General features: G+C 72.5%; 19 protein-coding genes and 1 riboswitch. Of the genes, 4 read left to right on the top strand and 15 right to left on the bottom strand.

Annotation, left to right across the window (positions count from 1 at the left end; genetic code table 11):
* Nucleotides 1–30 precede the first annotated feature (30 nt).
* On the top strand, nt 31–939 hold the full coding sequence (locus ABZ810_RS06270; RefSeq protein ID WP_358399871.1) for an NAD(P)-dependent oxidoreductase: 909 nt from the start codon (nt 31–33) through the stop codon (nt 937–939).
* Between the two features lie 16 nt (nt 940–955).
* On the opposite strand, the gene ABZ810_RS06275 is transcribed toward ABZ810_RS06270, so the two are convergent.
* The 9 genes from ABZ810_RS06275 to ABZ810_RS06315 form a co-directional block, all read right to left on the bottom strand.
* Nucleotides 956–1,288, bottom strand: a complete 333-nt coding sequence (locus ABZ810_RS06275) for a hypothetical protein (protein WP_358399873.1) — start codon at nt 1,286–1,288, stop codon at nt 956–958.
* A 54-nt stretch (nt 1,289–1,342) separates the two neighbouring features.
* Nucleotides 1,343–1,786 (bottom strand): DUF4334 domain-containing protein, encoded by a 444-nt coding sequence (locus tag ABZ810_RS06280; protein ID WP_358399876.1) that lies wholly within the window; start codon nt 1,784–1,786, stop codon nt 1,343–1,345.
* Nucleotides 1,783–2,457 (bottom strand): TetR/AcrR family transcriptional regulator, encoded by a 675-nt coding sequence (locus ABZ810_RS06285; RefSeq protein ID WP_358399878.1) that lies wholly within the window; start codon nt 2,455–2,457, stop codon nt 1,783–1,785. The genes ABZ810_RS06280 and ABZ810_RS06285 overlap by 4 nt, the downstream gene beginning before the upstream one ends.
* Entirely contained in the window at nt 2,450–3,550 is a 1,101-nt protein-coding gene (locus ABZ810_RS06290) for an NAD(P)-dependent alcohol dehydrogenase (protein WP_358399880.1), read from the bottom strand. The genes ABZ810_RS06285 and ABZ810_RS06290 overlap by 8 nt, the downstream gene beginning before the upstream one ends.
* Nucleotides 3,551–3,555: 5 nt before the next feature.
* Nucleotides 3,556–4,809, bottom strand: a complete 1,254-nt coding sequence (locus ABZ810_RS06295) for a cytochrome P450 (protein ID WP_358399883.1) — start codon at nt 4,807–4,809, stop codon at nt 3,556–3,558.
* 217 nt (nt 4,810–5,026) lie between these two features.
* Entirely contained in the window at nt 5,027–5,797 is a 771-nt protein-coding gene (locus ABZ810_RS06300; protein WP_358399885.1) for a crotonase/enoyl-CoA hydratase family protein, read from the bottom strand.
* Between the two features lie 40 nt (nt 5,798–5,837).
* Nucleotides 5,838–6,386 carry a PaaI family thioesterase gene (locus ABZ810_RS06305; RefSeq protein ID WP_358399886.1) on the bottom strand — a complete coding sequence of 183 codons (549 nt, stop codon included), beginning with the start codon at nt 6,384–6,386 and terminating at the stop codon, nt 5,838–5,840.
* Between the two features lie 60 nt (nt 6,387–6,446).
* Complete coding sequence (locus ABZ810_RS06310; protein WP_358399888.1) at nt 6,447–7,349, bottom strand: crotonase/enoyl-CoA hydratase family protein; 903 nt, start codon at nt 7,347–7,349, stop codon at nt 6,447–6,449.
* Complete coding sequence (locus ABZ810_RS06315; protein WP_358399890.1) at nt 7,346–9,202, bottom strand: acyl-CoA dehydrogenase family protein; 1,857 nt, start codon at nt 9,200–9,202, stop codon at nt 7,346–7,348. The genes ABZ810_RS06310 and ABZ810_RS06315 overlap by 4 nt, the downstream gene beginning before the upstream one ends.
* 66 nt (nt 9,203–9,268) lie before the next feature.
* Here ABZ810_RS06315 and ABZ810_RS06320 point away from each other — a divergent pair, with 66 nt between their 5' ends.
* Both ABZ810_RS06320 and ABZ810_RS06325 read left to right on the top strand, forming a co-directional pair.
* Nucleotides 9,269–9,997: a PaaX family transcriptional regulator C-terminal domain-containing protein gene (locus ABZ810_RS06320; protein ID WP_358399891.1), complete on the top strand. Its 729-nt coding sequence runs from the start codon at nt 9,269–9,271 to the stop codon at nt 9,995–9,997.
* 80 nt (nt 9,998–10,077) lie between these two features.
* Nucleotides 10,078–10,512, top strand: coding sequence for a hypothetical protein (locus tag ABZ810_RS06325; protein ID WP_358399893.1), 435 nt, complete (start codon nt 10,078–10,080; stop codon nt 10,510–10,512).
* A 25-nt stretch (nt 10,513–10,537) separates the two neighbouring features.
* Here ABZ810_RS06325 and ABZ810_RS06330 read toward each other — a convergent pair whose 3' ends face one another.
* The 6 genes from ABZ810_RS06330 to ABZ810_RS06355 all read right to left on the bottom strand — a co-directional run bounded on the left by ABZ810_RS06330 (nt 10,538) and on the right by ABZ810_RS06355 (nt 16,659).
* Entirely contained in the window at nt 10,538–11,677 is a 1,140-nt protein-coding gene (locus ABZ810_RS06330) for a zinc-dependent alcohol dehydrogenase family protein (protein WP_358399895.1), read from the bottom strand.
* Complete coding sequence (locus tag ABZ810_RS06335; RefSeq protein ID WP_358399897.1) at nt 11,674–12,090, bottom strand: thioesterase family protein; 417 nt, start codon at nt 12,088–12,090, stop codon at nt 11,674–11,676. The genes ABZ810_RS06330 and ABZ810_RS06335 overlap by 4 nt, the downstream gene beginning before the upstream one ends.
* 126 nt (nt 12,091–12,216) lie before the next feature.
* Nucleotides 12,217–12,885 (bottom strand): hypothetical protein, encoded by a 669-nt coding sequence (locus ABZ810_RS06340; RefSeq protein WP_358399899.1) that lies wholly within the window; start codon nt 12,883–12,885, stop codon nt 12,217–12,219.
* A gap of 77 nt (nt 12,886–12,962) precedes the next feature.
* Complete coding sequence (locus ABZ810_RS06345; protein ID WP_358399902.1) at nt 12,963–13,118, bottom strand: hypothetical protein; 156 nt, start codon at nt 13,116–13,118, stop codon at nt 12,963–12,965.
* A gap of 122 nt (nt 13,119–13,240) precedes the next feature.
* On the bottom strand, nt 13,241–14,263 hold the full coding sequence (locus ABZ810_RS06350) for a ribonucleotide-diphosphate reductase subunit beta (RefSeq protein ID WP_358399905.1): 1,023 nt from the start codon (nt 14,261–14,263) through the stop codon (nt 13,241–13,243).
* Nucleotides 14,260–16,659 carry a ribonucleoside-diphosphate reductase subunit alpha gene (locus tag ABZ810_RS06355; protein WP_358399908.1) on the bottom strand — a complete coding sequence of 800 codons (2,400 nt, stop codon included), beginning with the start codon at nt 16,657–16,659 and terminating at the stop codon, nt 14,260–14,262. The genes ABZ810_RS06350 and ABZ810_RS06355 overlap by 4 nt, the downstream gene beginning before the upstream one ends.
* A 197-nt stretch (nt 16,660–16,856) precedes the next feature.
* A riboswitch (cobalamin riboswitch) is annotated at nt 16,857–17,036 on the bottom strand.
* A gap of 268 nt (nt 17,037–17,304) precedes the next feature.
* Between ABZ810_RS06355 and ABZ810_RS06360 the strand changes: the two genes are divergently transcribed.
* A complete protein-coding gene (locus tag ABZ810_RS06360; protein ID WP_358399911.1) occupies nt 17,305–17,937 on the top strand; it encodes a hypothetical protein in 633 nt (210 codons plus the stop codon).
* The last annotated feature ends 35 nt before the right edge of the window (nt 17,938–17,972 follow it).

Consider the following 17,972-nt stretch of genomic DNA (forward strand, 5'->3'; position numbering starts at 1 on the left):
GTGACGGCCGGGGTGGGCAAGATGGGGGGCATGCGAGTTCTGCTGCACTACGACATGGACCACACCGAGCCTGGCCTGGACGTGGTGAGCTGCCCGGAGGAGGACGACGAGCGGTTCGCCGAGCTGCTGCCGGACGCCGAGGTGCTCTGGCATGTGCTCCGCCCGCTCACCGCCGCCGACATGGACCGGGCGCCCAGGCTGCGGCTGATCCAGAAGCTGGGCACCGGGGTGAACACCATCGACCTGGACGCCGCGGCCGAGCGCGGGATCGCGGTGGCCAACATGCCGGGGCAGAACGCGCGCGCCGTCGCCGAGACGTCACTGCTGCTGATGTTGTCGACGTTGCGGCGGCTGGTCCCGTTCGACCGGCTGACCCGGGAGGGGCGCGGCTGGCCCGCCGCCCCGGAGCTGGTCGGCGGCGAGATCGCGGGCCGGACGGTCGGCCTGCTGGGCGGCGGCGAGATCGCCGGGCTGCTGCGCGGCATGCTGACGGCCCTGGGCGCCGAGGTGCTCTTCACCTCGCGGACACCGCGCCCGGACGACCCGGCCTGGCGGGAGACCGACGACCTGCTGCGGGCCAGCGACATCGTCTCGGTGCACATCCCGCTGACCGACGAGACGCACCACCTGCTCGACCGGAGGCGGCTGGCGCTGCTCCCGCCCGGCGCGGTCGTGATCAACACCGCCCGCGGCGCGGTGATCGACGAGGCGGCCCTGGCGGAGGCGCTGACGTCAGGCCGTCTCGGCGGCGCCGGGCTCGACGTCTTCGAGGAGGAGCCGGTGAAGGCGGGCAACCCCCTGCTGGAGCTGGACAACGTGGTCGTCATGCCGCACGTGGCGTGGCTGACCGCGGAGACCTGGGCCCGCTACTTCACGGTGGCCACCGAGAACGTGCGCCGCCTGTCCGCCGGGGAGGACCTGCTGCACCGCGTCCGCTGACCGCCCGGCCTCAGCCTCATCTGGAGACCTTGAGGACGATCTTCTTGGCGCTGATCTCGGTGGGCGAGACCGTGTAGGGGCCGACGGCCTGGCTGGTGCCCTTGGCGACGGTGCCCTGCGCGCCGCCGATCGCCACCCGCACCCGGTCTCCCTCGATGCCGAGGATCTCGACGCGCACGTCGTCGAGGCCGCCGACCGTCGCACTGCTCGCCCCGTCCTCGAACGTGACCGTGCACGCCCCGTTCACGCAGGTGTTGGTCGTGCATCCGGGCGCGGCGGAGAGCAGGCCGCCGGTGAGGAGCGCGGCGGCGAACCCGATCCGCACGGAACGTCTGCTTCTGATCTTCATGGCGCGCGACCGTAGCACCGGCGTCTCTCCGGTCGGACCGCTCGGCCGGACGAGTCAGGTCGAACGGGTCAGGTGGAAGTAGAGCGTCGCCCCCTGCCCCTTGGCGTCCATGGCGCCCAGCACCACGTCGTCGGTGACGCGGCGGAAGTGGTCGATGATCGGCTGGCTGTCGTACACCATCGCCGCCGACACCGTGCCGCGGAACGCGACCTGGCGCAGCCGGGCGAACCCCATGCCCTCGAACGAGTGGATCGAGCCGTCCTCGCCGCGGCACAGCAGCGGCTCGACGTTCTCGGCGTCGTTGAAGCGCTTGCCGTACCAGCGCATCTTCACGAGCCGCGCGGCCATCGCGTCGGTCTCGTCGAAGACGCCGCCGGCCCAGGTGCCGAGCATGAACTCGGGCTCGGCGGGCGGCAGGTCGCCGAAGAGCTTCTCCAGCACGGCGGTGTCGGACGTGCCGGACCGGACGAGCTCCAGGACGTGTGATTCGGCGGTCACGCTCTCTCCTTGGTGAGGGACGACAGGACGAAGTCGACGGCGGAGGCCGCCAGGTGGGTGGGCTCGGCGGCGATGCGGGGACGGTCCCGGCCGGGCGTCAGCACGATCGTGCTGAGGACCCGGCCCATGATGGCGTCGATGACCAGGCCGGGCGGGGTGCCGGACGGCAGCTCGCCGCGCCCGACCGCGGCCCGGACGAGCTCGCGGGCCACGTCGAAGCGGCTCCGCGCGATGCTGAGCACCGTCTCGTCGAACAGCGGCGGGTAGAGCGACGCCTCGATGAGCACGCGCGGCAGCACGAGCGCCTTGGGCCCGACGAACATGTCCACGACCTGCTCGGCCATGAGGATCAGGCAGCCGCGCAGGTCGTCCGGGTCGGCCCAGTCGGGCGGCGGCTCGGCCAGAAGCTCCAGCGCGGCGGCGAGCAGGCGTTCCTTGTCGGGCCAGCGGCGGTAGAGCGCCGCCTTGCCGACGCGGGCCTGGCGGGCGACGGCCTCGAAGGTGAAGCCCGCCCAGCCCAGGTCGCCGTACACCCGCAGGGCCGCCCGCAACGCCCTGCCCTCGATCTCGGGGTCGGGCGGGCGGCCCTTGCGCGCGGGCGCCCGAGCCCGAGCCGGGGCCGGGGCCGGGGCCGGGGCCGGGTCCGGAGCTCTGGCCGGGAGCTCAGCCACCGGGCAGCAGCACCGGCTTGACGACCTTCCCCGACGTGGTGTCGGCCTCGGCCTGGTTGATCTGCTCGAGCGGGTAGGTCTCGATGAGCCGGTCGAACGGGAAGCGCCCCTGCCGCCACAACTCGGCGAGCTTGGGGATGAACAGCTGCGGCACCGCGTCGCCCTCGATGATGCCCTTGACCGTGCGGCCCATCAGCAGCAGCGACGGGTCGAGGCGGTACTCCTCCATGCCGACGCCGACCAGGCCGCAGACGCCGGTGGTGCGCAGCGCGGCGACGGCGGTGGAGACGACCGACGGCACGGCGGTGGTGTCGAACGAGTACTGCACGCCCTCGCCGCCGGAGATCGCCCGGATCTGCCCGGCCAGGTCGTCGTCGGCGCCGTTCAGCGTGTGCGTCGCGCCGAGCTCGCGGGCCAGGTCGAGACGCGACTCGTGCAGGTCGACGGCCACGATCGTGGTGGCGCCCGCGACCCGGGCGGCCATCACCGCGGCGAGCCCGACCGCGCCCGCGCCGAAGACCGCGATGGTGTCGCCCGCCTCGACGCCCAGCGAGATCAGCACCGATCCGGCGCCGGTCTGGATGCCGCAGCCGAGCGGCCCGAGCCTGTCGAGCGGGAGGTCCGGGTCGACGACCACGGTGTTGCGGGCGGTGGCGAGCGCGTGCGAGGCGAACGACGACTGCCCGAACCACCGGTTGCCGACCGCGGTGCCGTCGCCGTCGTGGGCGCGCGCCACCCCGTCCAGCGGCAGCGAGAACATGTTGAGCTCGGCCATCGTGGCGCAGTTGCCGGGGCGGGCGGCACGGCAGTTGGCGCAGGACCCGCACGAGTCGATGGACAGCACCACGTGGTCGCCGGGCTTGACGCCCGCGACCCCGGCGCCGACGGCCTCGACCACGCCGGAGCCCTCGTGGCCGAGGATGACCGGCTTGGCGACCAGGTCGCCGGGCACGCGGCCGAGCAGGTCGGTGTGGCACATGCCGACGCCGGCGATCCGGACCAGCACCTCGCCGGGCCCGGGGTCGGCCAGCTCGACCGGCTCGATCGTGTACGGGGCGTCGGCGGCACGGAGCACGGCGGCGTCGATGCGCATGGCGGTCAGCCCTTCAGCGTGTAGCGGACGGGGAGCCGCTTGAGGCCCCCGACGAACGTGGTGGCGACGTTCTCGGGCTCGCCGGCGAGCTCGATGGAGTCGAGCCGGGGCAGCAGTTCCTCGAAGAAGGCGCGGACCTCCATGCGGGCGAGCGCGGCGCCCAGGCAGTAGTGCACGCCGAAGCCGAACGCCATGTGCCGGTTGGGGTCGCGGCCGACGTCGAAGCGGAACGGATCGTCGAAGATCTCTTCGTCCCGGTTGGCGGACGGGTAGCACAGCAGCACGGAGTCGCCCTTGGGGATCGTCACGCCGTTCAGGTCGTAGTCCTCGGTGGCGGTGCGCATGAACTCCTTGACCGGGGTGACCCAGCGGATCATCTCGTCCACCGCGAGCGGCATCAGCCCGGGGTCGGCGCGCAGCCGGTCGAGCTGGTCGGGGTTGTCGATCAGCGCGCGGAGCCCGCCGGAGATGGTCGAGCTGGTGGTGTCGTGCCCGGCGGTGGCGATGATGACGTAGTACGAGGCGGTGTCGAAGTCGTTCAGCGGCTCGCCGTCGACGCGCGCGTTGGCGATCGCCGAGGCGAGGTCGTCGGTCGGGTTCTCCCGGCGCGCGGTGGTGAGCTCCTGGAAGTAGGCGAAGAAGTCGAGCAGGACCGCGAGCTGCTCCTCGGGCGTGGTGCCGCGCTGCAGGTCGGAGTCGTCGCCGCCGAACAGCTCCTGGGTGAGCTTGAGCATGCGGTCGAAGTCGGACTCGGGCAGCCCGAGCAGCGAGAGGATCACGTACAGCGGGTAGTGCACGGCGACCTGCTGGGCGAAGTCGCACTCGCCGCCGTACTCCACCATGCGGTCGACGTACCGTCTGGCCAGCTCCTTGACCCGCGGCTCCAAGGCGCGCATCGCCTTGGGCCGGAACCAGTCGGCGCCGATCGCCCGGATGACGCGGTGGTCGGGGTCGTCCATGTGGATGAGCGTGCGCAGCGCGACGCCCTGCTCGGCCCGCTCGCGGTTCATCTGGTCGTACTCGGCGTTGCCCAGCAGCGGGCGCGGCGCGTTGAGGAAGAGCGCGTGGTTGCGCTCGATCTCCATGACGTCGGCGTGCCTGGTGATCGCCCAGAACGGGTTGTAGCCCGGCGGGTCGGCGACGCGGTGCACCGGCGCCTCCCGCCGGAGCAGGGACATCGCCGCGTGGAGGCGATCCTCGTCGGCGTACGCGCGCGGGTCGGCGAGCGCACGGCCCGCCTCGTCCACGGTCAGGCTCATCGGCGACCCCTTTTCCGGACGGATTCCGTCTGAAAAGGACGCTAGTAAGCAAATCCTTACCCGGTCAAGCGTTGACGATCATCAATTCCGGTGGAGCGCGCTCCCGGAACGCCGTGCCGGTTTCGCCCCGGAGAGTCACGGGGCGGGGAGGCCGCGGTCAGATGTCGCCGGATCAGCTGCCGCCGGATCAGCTGCCGCCGGATCAGCTGCCGCCGGATCAGATGTCGTCGAAGTCGCCGTGGCGGCCGTGCCCGGAGGCGAAGCGGGCCGCGCCGGCGACGGCCTCGTGGAGGGCCGCGGTGCCGTGCCGGAGTTCGTTGGCGATCGCCTCGTCCTCGGTCAGGCCGTCCTGTTCGAGGGCCGAGAGCCGGTCACCGCGCAGGCAGTCCTGCGGGAACCGGGAGATCTCGGCGGCCAGCTCCTCGGCGGCCTCGCGTGCCCGGCCCGGCGGGACGAGCCGGTTGGCCAGGCCCATCCCGTACGCCTCGGCGGCCGGCACGGGACGCCCGGTGAGGATCATGTCCATCGCCCGGCTCGTGCCGATGAGGCGCGGCAGCCGGACGGTCCCGCCGTCGATCAGCGGGACGCCCCAGCGGCGGCAGTAGACGCCGAACGTGGCGTCCTCCTCGACCACGCGCAGGTCGCACCAGAGGGCCAGCTCCAGCCCGCCCGCGACCGCGTGGCCGGAGACGGCGGCGATGACCGGCTTGGACAGCCGCATCCGGGTCGGCCCCATCGGGCCGTCCGCGGGCGGCGGGTCGACGCGGTTGCCGCGCCCCTCGCCGAGGCCCTTGAGGTCCGCCCCGGCGCAGAACGTGCCGCCCTCGCCCCACAACACGGCCGCGGACGCGGTCTCGTCGGCCTCGAACGCACGGAACGCCTCGGCGAGCAGGGCCGCGGTGGGCCCGTCGACCGCGTTGCGGACCTCAGGCCGCGACAGGACGACGGTGGTGACGGGTCCTCGGCGTTCCGTGCGCACGGCGGTCATCTGGCTCCCGTTCCTCTGGTCGGTGGGTCGAGCGGCGGTGCTAGACCTGGCCGCCGTTCCGCGTGAAGTGCTCCGGGGGCACCTCGATGAAGAGGGCGGCGGCCCGGACGGCCAGCGGCCCGTCCGGGCCGCCGATGCGGCCTTCGCCCTCGAAGTAGGCCTTGCGCCCCTCCACGCCGGTGCACCAGGTGCGCAGGTGCACCGTGGAGCCGACCGGCACGGGTGCCAGGTAGTCGGTCTCCAGCCGCCCGGTCACGTACCGGCGGCCGAGCGTCCAGGCGGACGTGCCGAGCGCCTCGTCCAGCGCGGCGGCCAGGACGCCGCCGTGGGCCAGGCCGGGCGCGCCCTGGTGCGCCTCGGCCACGAGGAACTCCGAGTCCACCGCGCTGCCGTCGTATCCGGTCCGCTTCAGCCGGATGCCGTCCGACGCCTGGTCCCCGCAGCCGAAGCAGCCGTCGTACTCGGCCAGCATCGGGTCCTCGATCCGCAGGTCCACGGCGTCCGCCGACGGCTCGGGCACCGCGGCGCCGGGCGGCGGCGTGGTGCGGGACGAGGCGGGGCCGGGACGGGCGGCGGCGGGCGTGGTCACGGGCTCCTCCACAGGGGTCGCAAACGGAATCCGAACATCATTCGGATATCGAGGGTACGTTCACAGATCCCCTGGTCCGGGCACCGGGCCCCCTCCCTCGGGGATCCACCGGCCGGAGTCGCGCCACTTCACGGCCTCGTGGAAGCCGTGCGTCGCGGCGAACTCCTGGAACCAGCGCCCCTCCGGCGAGTGCCGGGTGATCCCGTCGAAGAGCGTCGCGAGGATCTGGGTGCCCTGGAGGCCCATGTTGTCGTACGCCTGGTTGATCATGAGCTTCTGCATGGCGAGCTGGTTGATCGGGACCCCGGCGATCCGGTCGGCGAGCGCCTCCACCCGCGCGTCCAGCTCGTCCGCCGGAGCCGACTCCAGCACCAGGCCCCACTCGGCGGCCTGCCTCCCGTCGATCGTGTCGCCGGTCAGCAACATGCGCTTGGCCCGCTCGGCGCCCAGCCGGTAGACCCACATCGCGGTCGTCGGGCACCCCCACACCCGCGAGGGCGGATAGCCGATGCGCGCGTCCTCGGCCATCACCACCAGGTCGCAGGACAGCGCGATGTCGCTGCCGCCCGCGATCGCGTAGCCGTGCACCTTGGCGATCGTCGGCTTGAGCGAACGCCACAGGCTGAAGTAGTCGTCGGTGAACCCCTTCATGGCGCGGTAGTCCTTGATCGGATCCCAGGCCGTGTCCCTGGCCTGGTCCGGGGTGTCCGCGCCCTGCGTTACCGCGCCCTGCGTTCCGGCGCCCTCCTCGGCCGCCACCTTCAGGTCGTACCCCGAGCAGAACGCCCGCCCGGCCCCCTGGAGCACGATGACGTGCACCTCGGGATCGTCGTTGGCCCGCCGGACGGCGGCCGTCAGCTCCCCGGGCATCCGGAAGTCGATGGCGTTCAGCCGGTCCGGCCGGTTGAGCGTGATGTACGCCTTCCGGTCCTTCTTCTCGAAGAGCACCACGGGTCCGGTCACGCTGAGATGTCCTTCCGGTCGTCGGTCAGGGCGCCGCCGACGAGATCGTCGAATCGTTCGAGGTCCTCGGCGGGGGCGTCGATGTCGCGCAGCGGGCCGCCGTCGGCGAGGTGCCGCCGCGCGTACAGGCGGGCGACCAGCGCCTTGCGGTCGCCGCCCGAGTCGGACCGCTCCCAGCCGGCCTGCTCCAGCAGCAGCGCCGCCGCGTACACGTCCGCCATGTACTGGGCCAGCGGGAACAACCGTGCCTCCGCCGTCGTCGCGTCGAGGGAGTGCCAGCGTTTCACGGCCTCGCGCAGGTCGCCGATGCGGTCGCGGACCAGCCCGGCCGTCGTGTCGTCCCCGGCCGGTGCGCTCTCCGCGGCCTGGGTGAGGCGGTCGAAGAACGGCTCGTGCGCCCGTTCGCGCACCATCGCGCGGCGCACGTCCAGGCAGAGGACGTTGTCGCCGCCCTCCCAGATCGGGTTGACCTGCGCGTCGCGCAGGATGCGCGCGACCGGCCACTGCTCGATGTAGCCGTTGCCGCCGTGCACCTCGATCGCGTCGCTGGCCGCCGTCACGCCCAGCCGAGCCGCCCGCAGCTTGATCAGCGCGGCGCCGATGCGCAGCCGCGGCCTGCCCAGGTATCCGTCGAACACGAGCGCCTGCGCGGCCTCGGTCTCCACCACCAGCTCGGCCAGCTTGCGCCGCATCAGGGGCTGCTCGTACAGGGGGGCGCCGAACGCCTCGCGGGCCCGTGCGTAACAGATCGCCTCGACCAGCGACCGCCGCGCGCACCCCAGCCCCATCATCGCGATGCCCAGCCGCGCGCCGTTGGTCAGCTCCATCATCCGCGCCAGGCCGCGTCCATCACCCGCCTGCCCTGCCCCCGCCTGCCCTGCCCCCGCCTGGCCCGCGACCGGCGCGCTCGCGCCCGGAGCCAGCAGGAACGCCTCGGCGTCCGCGAACTCGATCTCGCCCGACGCCACCGAACGGGTGCCGAGCTTGTCCTTGAGCCGCCGGATCCGGACGCCGTTGCGCGCCCCGTCCCGCCGCTCCTTCAGCACCAGGAACGGCGCGATCCCGCGCACCCCGTCGGCCGCTCGCAGCGCTTCACCCCCTTGGTCGCGCCCCGCCGCCCCCCAGGGCTTGGCCAGCACCACGAACGCCGACCCGTTGGCGTTGGACGCGAACCACTTGAAGCCGTTCAGCCGCCATGCGTCCCCGTCCGGCGTGGCCGTCGTCTCCAGCGCGCCCAGGTCCGAACCGCCCGACCGCTCCGTCAGCATCTGCGCCGCCTCGCCGGAGAACATCCCGGCCGCGAACAGCTCGCGCACCCGGACCTTCACGTCCTCCGGCGCGAACAGCTCGGTCAGCCCCACGACCATGTCGCCGCCCGTGCCGAGAGCGCACGCCATCCCGATGTCGGCCTGGTCGAGCAGATAGCTCCAGGCCACCGCCATGGGCGCCGGGTCCACGCCCGCCGCACGCGCCTCCGCGAAGAACTCCGGCCGGGTGAAGCTCGTCGCGACCAGTGCACCGCGCGCCGCCTCGAACGACGGCGGCATGACGACCTCGCTGACGTCGTGCCCCCACCGGTCGTACTTCTCCAGCCGCGGCGGGTTGCGGTCGGTCTCCTCGGCCCAGGCGGCGACCGGCCCGCCCATCAGCGCGCCGAGCGCCTCCAGCCGGGGCTCGGCCCACGCCACTCCCTCCGGTCCCAGGTACCGCCGCATCAGGAACCGCAGCGAGGGGTCGCACGCGTACCAGTTGAGGCCCGCCGCCCCTCGGTACCGCTCGGTCGCGTACCGCCGGGCCTTCTCCGGCCCGCCGAAGGGAAGCCGGTCCACCGGCTCGATCAGATAAGAGGCCATGCCTGGACATTACACATGACTGATACGCGGCGGAAGAGTGTAATCCAGGTACAGTCCCCGTCAGTCATGACGAACACTCTCGGCCTCCGCCCGCTGACCGCCCGCTCGGTGGTGCTGAGCACGCTCCTGGGCTCGCACCCGCCCCGCCTCCGTGCCCGCTACCTCGTCCGGGTGGGCGAGCTCTTCGGCATCGCCGAAGGCACGATCCGGGTGGCCCTCTCGCGCATGGTCGCGGCCGGCGACCTGGCCCAGAACGACGGCGAGTACGAGCTGACCGACCGCCTCCTGGCCCGGCAGGCCCGCCAGGACGAGAGCCGCTTCCCGCGCACCCTCCCCTGGGACGGCACGTGGGAGATCGCCGTGATCACCGTCGAACGCCGCCCCGCCGCCGACCGCGCCGCCCTCCGCCAGGCCATGGCCGCGCTCCGGCTGGCCGAGCTCCGCGAGGGCACCTGGCTGCGCCCCGCCAACCTGTCCCGGCCGCGCCCCGAGATCGTCGCCAACCAGTGCACGTTCCTCACCGGCCGCCCCGAGGACGACCTGGTCCCCGTCCTCTGGGACCTGGCCGGCTGGGTCGCCAAGGCGCACGCCCTCACCACCGCCCTGGACGAGGCCGACACGCTCGCCGACCGTTTCACCGTCGCCGCGGCCGTCCTCCGCCACCTCCTGAACGACCCGCTGCTCCCGGCGGAGCTCCTCCCCGGCGCTTGGCCGGGCCCCGAGCTCCGCGCCCACTACGAACGTTTCGAGGTCGACTTCGGCCGCCTGCTCGTCGAGCACGTCCTGGCCCCCTGAACGAGCCGATAACGCGCCGATAACTCGGCGATAACGCGCCCTTCTACGCTCCGGTCCATCCCACGATCGGAGACCTGACCATGTCCATCAGACGCGTGGCGCTGGGCGCCGGCCTGGCCCTGACGACCGCGGCGGTCGTGCTCAACGCGAGCCCGGCGTCGGCGGCGTACAAGTACCACACCATCACGATCAAGGGAGCGGAGGCGGAGCTGGGCGTGGAGCGCCAGAGCGACGGCAGGGTCCGCACCCGCATGTGCGTGCGCGACACGGCGAAGGACGGCCACGCGGCCATGGGCGAGCTCGCCGTCCGGTTCATCGGGGACTCGAACTTCTACATCGGCGTCGACTTCAAGAACCACAAGGGCGGCATGACGACGGCCTGCCGCCCCTCACACGTGGACTACTGGAACGTCGACAAGCTCTACGGACGCGCGGTCGTCACCGAGAAGGGGAGCACCGTGAGATCGAGCAAGTGGAAGGTCATCTGGTCGCGGAGCAGCGGCGGCAAGCCCTGATCGGTGCCGGGGCGTCCCGGCCGGGTCAGAACGTGATGACCTGGCGGACGGCCTCGGCGGTGTGGAGCCGGTCGAAGCCCTCGTTCACCTCGTCGAGGGTGAGGCGGTGGGAGAGCAGCGCGTCGACCGGCAGCACGCCCGACCTGTACATGGCGATGAAGCGCGGGATGTCGCGGCGGGGCACCGAGGAGCCCAGGTAGCTGCCGCGCAGGGTCTTCTCCTCGGCGACGAGGCTGAGGGCCGGGAGCCTGAGGTCGACGCCGGGGGCGGGGAGGCCGACCGTGACGGTGGTGCCGCCGGCGCGGGTCGCCGCGTACGACTGTTCCAGGACGGGGACGACGCCGGTGGTGTCGATGACCTTCTCGGCGCCGCCGCCGGTGATCTCGCGGATCGCCTCGACCGCGCCGGGGCCGCCCTCGACGACGTGGGTGGCGCCCAGGCTGAGGGCGAGGTCGCGCTTGTGCGGGACGACGTCGATCGCGACGAGGGTCGAGGCGCCGGACGCCTTGGCGGCGATGAGGGCGGCGAGCCCGACGCCGCCGAGGCCGAAGACGGCGACGCTGTCGCCCGGAGCGACGGCCGCGCTGTAGAGCGCGGCGCCGGCGCCGGTGAGCACGGCGCAGCCGAAGAGCGCGGCCGTCTCGAACGGCAGGTCGCGGTCGACCTTCACGGCCGACCGGGCCGACACGACGGTGTACTCGGAGAACGCGGAGACGCCCAGGTGGTGGTGCGGGCGGTTGCCGTCGGCGTCGGCGAAGCGGCGGGAACCGCCCAGGAGGGTGCCCGCGCCGTTGGCCTGCGCGCCGGGGCCGCACAACGCCGGACGTCCGCCCACGCAGCGCTCGCAGTGGCCGCAGGCCGGGACGAACGCCAGCACGACGTGGTCGCCGACCTCGAACTCGGTGCCCGCGCCGACCGCGACGACCTCGCCGGCGGCCTCGTGGCCGAGGGCCATCGGCAGCGGCCGGACCCGGGAGCCGTTGATCACCGAGAGGTCGGAGTGGCAGAGCCCGGCGGCGCCGACCCTGATGAGCAGCTCGTCCGGGCCGGGCGGGTCCAGGCGCAGCTCCCTGACCTCCAGCGGCCGGGACTCGGCGTACGGCGACGGGCGGCCGGACTCGACCAGGACGGCGGCGCGGGTCTGGGTCGTGGCGTCACCGGTCATGCGATCACCAGTTTCTGCATCTCGGCGCGGACGGGGTCGACGATCTCGGCCGGGCGGCGGTCGTCCCGGCCGACGAACACGTGCACGAAGTGGCCCTCGGCGATGAGCGCGCGGTCGGAGCCGCGGTAGAGGCCCGCCTCCCAGCGCACGCTCGACCGGCCGAGCTTGCCGACCCGGAGCCCGAGCTCGATCGTGTCGGGGAACGCGACCTCGGCCTTGTAGACGCAGTGCGACTCCACGCACAGGGCGATCTGCTCGCTGCTCAGCGGATCGAACCCCGCCGTCCTGATCATCCACTCGTTGATGGCCGTGTCCATCAACGAGTAGTGGACGGCGTTGTTGACGTGCCCGTACACGTCGTTGTCCTTCCACCGCGTGGGCACACTCTGCCAGTGCACGTAGTCGCTGTTCACGGCGGCAAGTCTACGTACGCCCCATGGGGGCCGTTTCATGGCATCCCGCCCCTCGCCAACCGCGCGGCGGGTTCATCCACGCCGAGACCAGCAACGTGACGCTCTGGCTCTAGGGCCGACTGCCCGTCAGCCGCCGTCCGCCTTGGTGGCGGCGGCCAGCCAGGCGACGAGATCGGCCTCCGCGCGTTCGGGATCGGCGACGCGCAGCCAGAGCCGGTCGTACGTCCGTCCCCTCGGCTGCGGGAACAGCGGCCGCATCTTCCAGGGCCTGCCGAAGTGCCAGACCCAGTTGCCCGTCCGGCTGCCCCGCGCCGCCTCGAACGCGGTCGCCTCGCTCAGCCTGATCTCCAGGTTGAGCGGCTCGCGCAGCGGCGTGAGCTCGGCGAGCGGATCGTCCTCGAAGAGGAGACGCTCGCTGGACCAGTCCACCCGCCGGACGCGCTCGACGGACGCGCGCGGGACCTGCACCTCACGCCGGAAGAGCACCGGATCGGCGAACACCAGGGCGTCCGGCTCCAGGCGGAGCTCCGGACGGGTCAGCACCGACCGCACGACCGGAATCAGCGCGGTCACCACGAAGGTGCTGACAGCGATGCCGCAGAGGCAGATCCAGAGGTTCTCCGGCATGCGCAGGTCGCCGGTGGCCGCCAGGGCGAGGCTCATGGCGGCCCCGCCGGCGTAAAGGAGCGTGAACGTCCCCCAGCCGGTCAGGAGCAGGGCGCGGGTCCCGCGCGAACGTTCGAGCGGGATCCGGGTGGAGGCCGCCCAGGAAGGCGTGACGGGCACGGAAGCCATGCCCCTGTCTCCCATGCCCGCCCGGGCCGGGGCAAGATCTGTTCAGCCGCGGTCGTTCAGAACGTTCGCCGTCCTGGTCAGTGGCGCTTCCCTCCGCCGCGGAACTTCGCCATCAGGCCGCGCGCACGCTGCTTGTTGCGGGGGTCCCTGGCGAGCTGCTCGGCCCTGGCCCGGGCCTGCTGCCCCTGGGGACTTCGGAACCAGAGTTTGATCCGGGTCATCAACGAGGCCACGTGATTCCTCCTAGCCGTTCGGGTGGCACGGCGGGGTCCGTCCACCCGTCCCTTCAACGACCGGTCCAGGCCCAGAAGTTGCGAAAAGATCCAGGACTCCGCCGTCGTGGACCGCTCTACCCTCAGAAGGCCTCGTCGAACGCCACACTTCCCTCCACGCCGATCTGGTAGGCCGAGACGCGCCGTTCGAAGAAGTTCGACAGCTCCTGCACGTCCTGCAGCTCCATGAACGCGAACGGGTTGGCGGTGCCGTACCGGGCCGGGATGCCGAGCCGCGCCAGCCGCTGGTCGGCCACGTACTCCAGGTAGGCCCGCATGTCGCCCGCGCTCATGCCGGGCAGCCCGTCACCGCACAGGTCGTGCGCGAACGCCATCTCGGCCTCGACCGCCTCGTCCAGCATCCGCGTCACCTCCTCGGTCAGCCGCGCGTCGAACAGGTGGGGCTCCTCCGCCCGCACGGTGTCGACGACCGAGAACGCGAACTCCATGTGCATCGACTCGTCCCGGAACACCCAGTTGGTGCCCGAGGCCAGCCCGTTCAGCAGGCCGCGCGAACGCAGCCAGTAGACGTAGGCGAACGCGCCGTAGAAGAACAGCCCCTCGATGCAGGCGGCGAAGCAGATCAGGTTGAGCAGGAACGCCCGCCGGTCCGCCTCGGTGCGCAGCTCGTCGAGCTTGTCGATCGAGTCGATCCACCGGAAGCAGAACTCCGCCTTGGCCCGGATCGACGGGATGTGCTCGATGGCCGCGAACGCTTTGGCGCGCTCGTCGTGGTCGGGCAGGTAGGTGTCGAGCAACGTCAGGTAGAACTGGACGTGCACCGCCTCCTCGAAGAGCTGCCGCGACAGGTAGAGCCGCGCCTCGGGGGCGTTGACGTGCTTGTAGAGGTTGAGCACGAGGTTGTTGGCCACGATCGAGTCGCCGGTCGCGAAGAACGCGACCAAGCGGTTGACCATGTGCACCTCGGCCGGGGTCAGCCGCGCCAGGTCGGCGAGGTCGGAGGCCAGGTCGACCTCCTCCACCGTCCAGGTGTTGCGGATCGCGGCGCGGTAGCGCTCGTAGAAGTCGGGATAGCGCATGGGCCGCAGGGTCAGGTCCATGCCCGGGTCGAGCAGCATGCCGTGCGTTCCGGTTCGTTCGCTCACTGGCAGGCCTCGCAGGATTCGGGGTTCTCGAGGGAGCACGCCACCGCGGCCGACGGCGTAATGGTGTCGTCCGAGGGGGGACGACCCCCCGCTCCCCCCGGAGCGGCTCCGCCGCTGATCGTGGTCTGCGCGATGCGCGTCGCGGGGCGTGAACGCAGGTAGTAGGTGGTCTTCAGTCCCGCGCGCCAGGCGTAGGCGTACATCGAGGAGAGCTTGCCGATGGTCGGCGTCTCCATGAAGAGGTTCAGCGACTGGCTCTGGTCGATGTACGGGGTGCGCGCGGCGGCCAGGTCGATCAGCGCCTTCTGCGGCAGTTCCCACGCGGTGCGGTAGAGCGTGCGCATCTCCTCGGGCAGGTCGACGATCCCCTGCACGGAGCCGTTCGCCTGCTTGACGGCGTCGCGCACGGCGGGCGTCCACAACCCGAGCGACTTGAGGTCGTCGACCAGGTAGTTGTTGATCTGCAGGAACTCGCCGGACAACGTCTCGCGCTTGAAGAGGTTGGAGACCTGCGGCTCGACGCACTCGTAGCAGCCCGCGATGGACGCGATCGTCGCGGTCGGCGCGATCGCGATCAGCAGCGAGTTGCGCAGGCCGTGCTCGGCGATCCGGGCGCGCAGCGCCTCCCATTCCGCGACGCGCCGCGGCGCCGCGTCCGCGAAGTGGTCGAGGTGCAGCCGGCCGCGGGCGGTGCGGGTCTTGGCGTAGGCGGGCAGCGGGCCGTGCTCGGCGGCCAGGTCGGCGGACGCGCCGTACGCGGCCAGCGCGATCTCCTCGGCGATCGTGGTGGACAGCTCGCGCGCCTCGTCCGAGTCGAACGGCAGCCGCATCATGAAGAGGACGTCCGCCAGGCCCATCACGCCGAGCCCGACCGGCCGCCACTTGGTGTTGGCCGCCGCGGCCTCGTCCGTGGGGTAGAAGCCGCGGTCGATCGTGCGGTCCAGGAAACGCACGGCGGTGCGGACGGTCGCGCGCAGCCGTTCCCAGTCCACGCCCGCCGGGGTGGCGTGCCCGGCGAGGTTGACCGAGCCGAGGTTGCAGACGGCGGTCTCGCCGTTGCTGGTCACCTCGATGATCTCGGTGCAGAGGTTGGAGAGGTGGACGGCGTTCCCCGGCTCGGCCGTCTGGTTGCAGGCGCGGTTGGCGGCGTCCTTGAACGTCATCCAGCCGTTGCCGGTCTCGGCGAGCGTGCGCATCATCCGGCCGTACAGCCGGCGGGCCGGGACCCGGCGCACGAACCGGCCGGCGGCCTCGGCGGCCCGGTAGGCGGTGTCGAACTCCTCCCCCCACAGGTCGGCGAGCTCGGGCGCCTCCTTGGGGTCGAACAGCGACCAGTCCGCGTCCGCCTCGACCCGGCGCATGAACTCGTCCGGGATCCAGTTGGCGAGGTTGAGGTTGTGGGTGCGCCGGGCCTCCTCGCCCGTGTTGTCGCGCAGTTCCAGGAACTCCTCGACGTCGGCGTGCCACGGCTCCAGGTAGACGCAGGCCGCGCCCTTGCGGCGGCCGCCCTGGTTGACGGCGGCGACGGACGAGTCGAGGGTGCGCAGCCACGGCACGATGCCGTTCGAGTGCCCGTTGGTGCCCCGGATCAGCGACCCGCGCGACCGCACCTTCGTCCACGAGATGCCGATGCCGCCCGCGTACTTGCTGAGCCGCGCCACCTGCGCGTACCGCTCGTAGATCGACTCCAGCTCGTCGCGCGGCGAGTCGAGCAGGAAGCACGACGACAGCTGCGGGCGGCGGGCGCCGGAGTTGAACAGCGTCGGCGAGCTCGGCAGGTACGACAGCGTGCTGAGCAGCGCGTACAGCTCGGCCGCGTCCTCCACGGCGCCGGTGCCGTCCGAGGGGGGACGACCCTCCGCACCCCCCGGCGCGACCTCGTCGCGATAGGAGAGCCCGCACGCGACGCGCAGCATGAAGTACTGCGGGCGTTCCAGGACGCGCCGCGTGCGCGGGTGCCGCAGCAGGTAGCGGTCATAGACCGTGCGCAGCCCGAAGTACTCGAAGCGGTCGTCGGCGGCCTCGTCGACCAGGTCGTCGAGCGCCGCGGCGTTGGCCGCGACGAACGCCGCGGTCGCGTCGTTCAGCAGGCCCTCGGCGTGCGCGGTGGCCACGGACGCGGAGAACGTGCGCACGCCCTCGGCGGCGGCCTCGTCGGCGATGTGGGCGCTCAGCAGCCGCGCCGCGACCTTGGAGTAGGCGGGCTCGACGGCCACCAGGGCCGCCGCCTCGCCGATCGCCAGCTCCCGCAACCCGGCGGCGTCGACACCGTCGCCCGACCGCACGGCGGACAGGACGCGGCGCGGGTCGACGTCGGCCAGTCCGGTACAGGCGCGCGCGACCTCGGTCTCGATGGAGGATCGGGTCGGCGGTGGCGCGATCAGCTCTTGTGTCACGTGCTCTCTTCCCTCGCGAGCTCGGCCTCCCGAGGGGGCGCACGCGAACAGGAGAGCACGGCACGACGCCGTGACCTGCCCAGCGACCCTCCCACGAGGCCAGTGGACTGTCTCGAACCGGGGAGGCGACCCCCGGGCCCCCGAAGGGGCGACAGGCGTCCTCGCTGCGCTCCGGCGCCTGTCTTCTCCGTGCGGGCAGGTCTTCGGACTCGCGGGCGACGCACCTTTGCAAGGTGCGGCCTACTGGCCGTCGCTTCCCGGCCCGTCTCGACGGGCCAGTGCTCTGTGACGGCGGTCGTTCCCGCTCACCGCTGCGGGGCAGTCCCGGAATTGGCCGGCCGATCTGCATCGGCACGGCCGCACCGGGTTCCCTCTTACGACGCCCCCGCCGACCGGGTGGGCCGCCGCGAGATCACGGGGACTCGGCGTGATCTCGCCGCGGTCCACCCCCACGGCGGGGGCGAACCAGCACGGGCAAGACCCTACATGTTGGTTACGACCATTGCCGCCAGCCCTACATGTTGGGCGTGTCACAGACCACGCCGCGCACCTGCCACGTACGCGCCGCGCCGGAATCGACACGCGGAATCGACACGGGGTGGGGGCATATCGGTCACCGGGACGAGATGGGAGGATGACCCCGCCATGTCCCCAGCCATATCCCCAGCCCCGCCCGCAGGCGGGCCGCGGCCGTACTTCCGCGTCGCCCGGGCGGTGCTCTTCGCCACCGTCTGCATGACGCTGGCCACGGCCGGGCACTCGCTGGTGTCGCCGTCCGCCGTCCCGGCGTGGGCGATCATCGTGGGCTTCGCCGGGGTGCTGGTCGTGGCGGGGGCGCTGGCCGGGCACGAACGGTCACTGCCCACGATCCTGGGCGGGCTGCTCGGCGGCCAGTTCGTCCTGCACAGCCTGTTCGCGAACGCGGCGGGCCCGGCCGAGCACCACGCCGCGGCGGGGACGCCCGTCCCGATGCCCGGGCACGGTTCCGGTACGGGGATGACGCTCGCGCACGTGGCGGCCGCCCTGCTCGCGGCCTGGTGGCTGCGCCGCGGCGAACGTGCCGCCTGGTCGCTGACCCGGCGCCTGGCCGCCAAGGTCGAACGGCCCGTCCGCGACCTGCTGGCCGTCCTGCTCGCCGCCGCCGAACCTCCTCCAGTCCCCGTGCGTACCCCTGTCGTGCGGGTGCGGGCCGTCACCGGCGCCACCGGCAGGGTGTTGCGGCACGAGGTCGTACGACGTGGACCTCCGTCCCGTTCGAGGGCGCTCGCGCACAGCTGAGCGCCGGACGTCACCGGACGCCGCCCCCGGCGTTC

This window comes from Spirillospora sp. NPDC047279 (genome assembly GCF_040643285.1).
GTDB lineage: Bacteria > Actinomycetota > Actinomycetes > Streptosporangiales > Streptosporangiaceae > Spirillospora.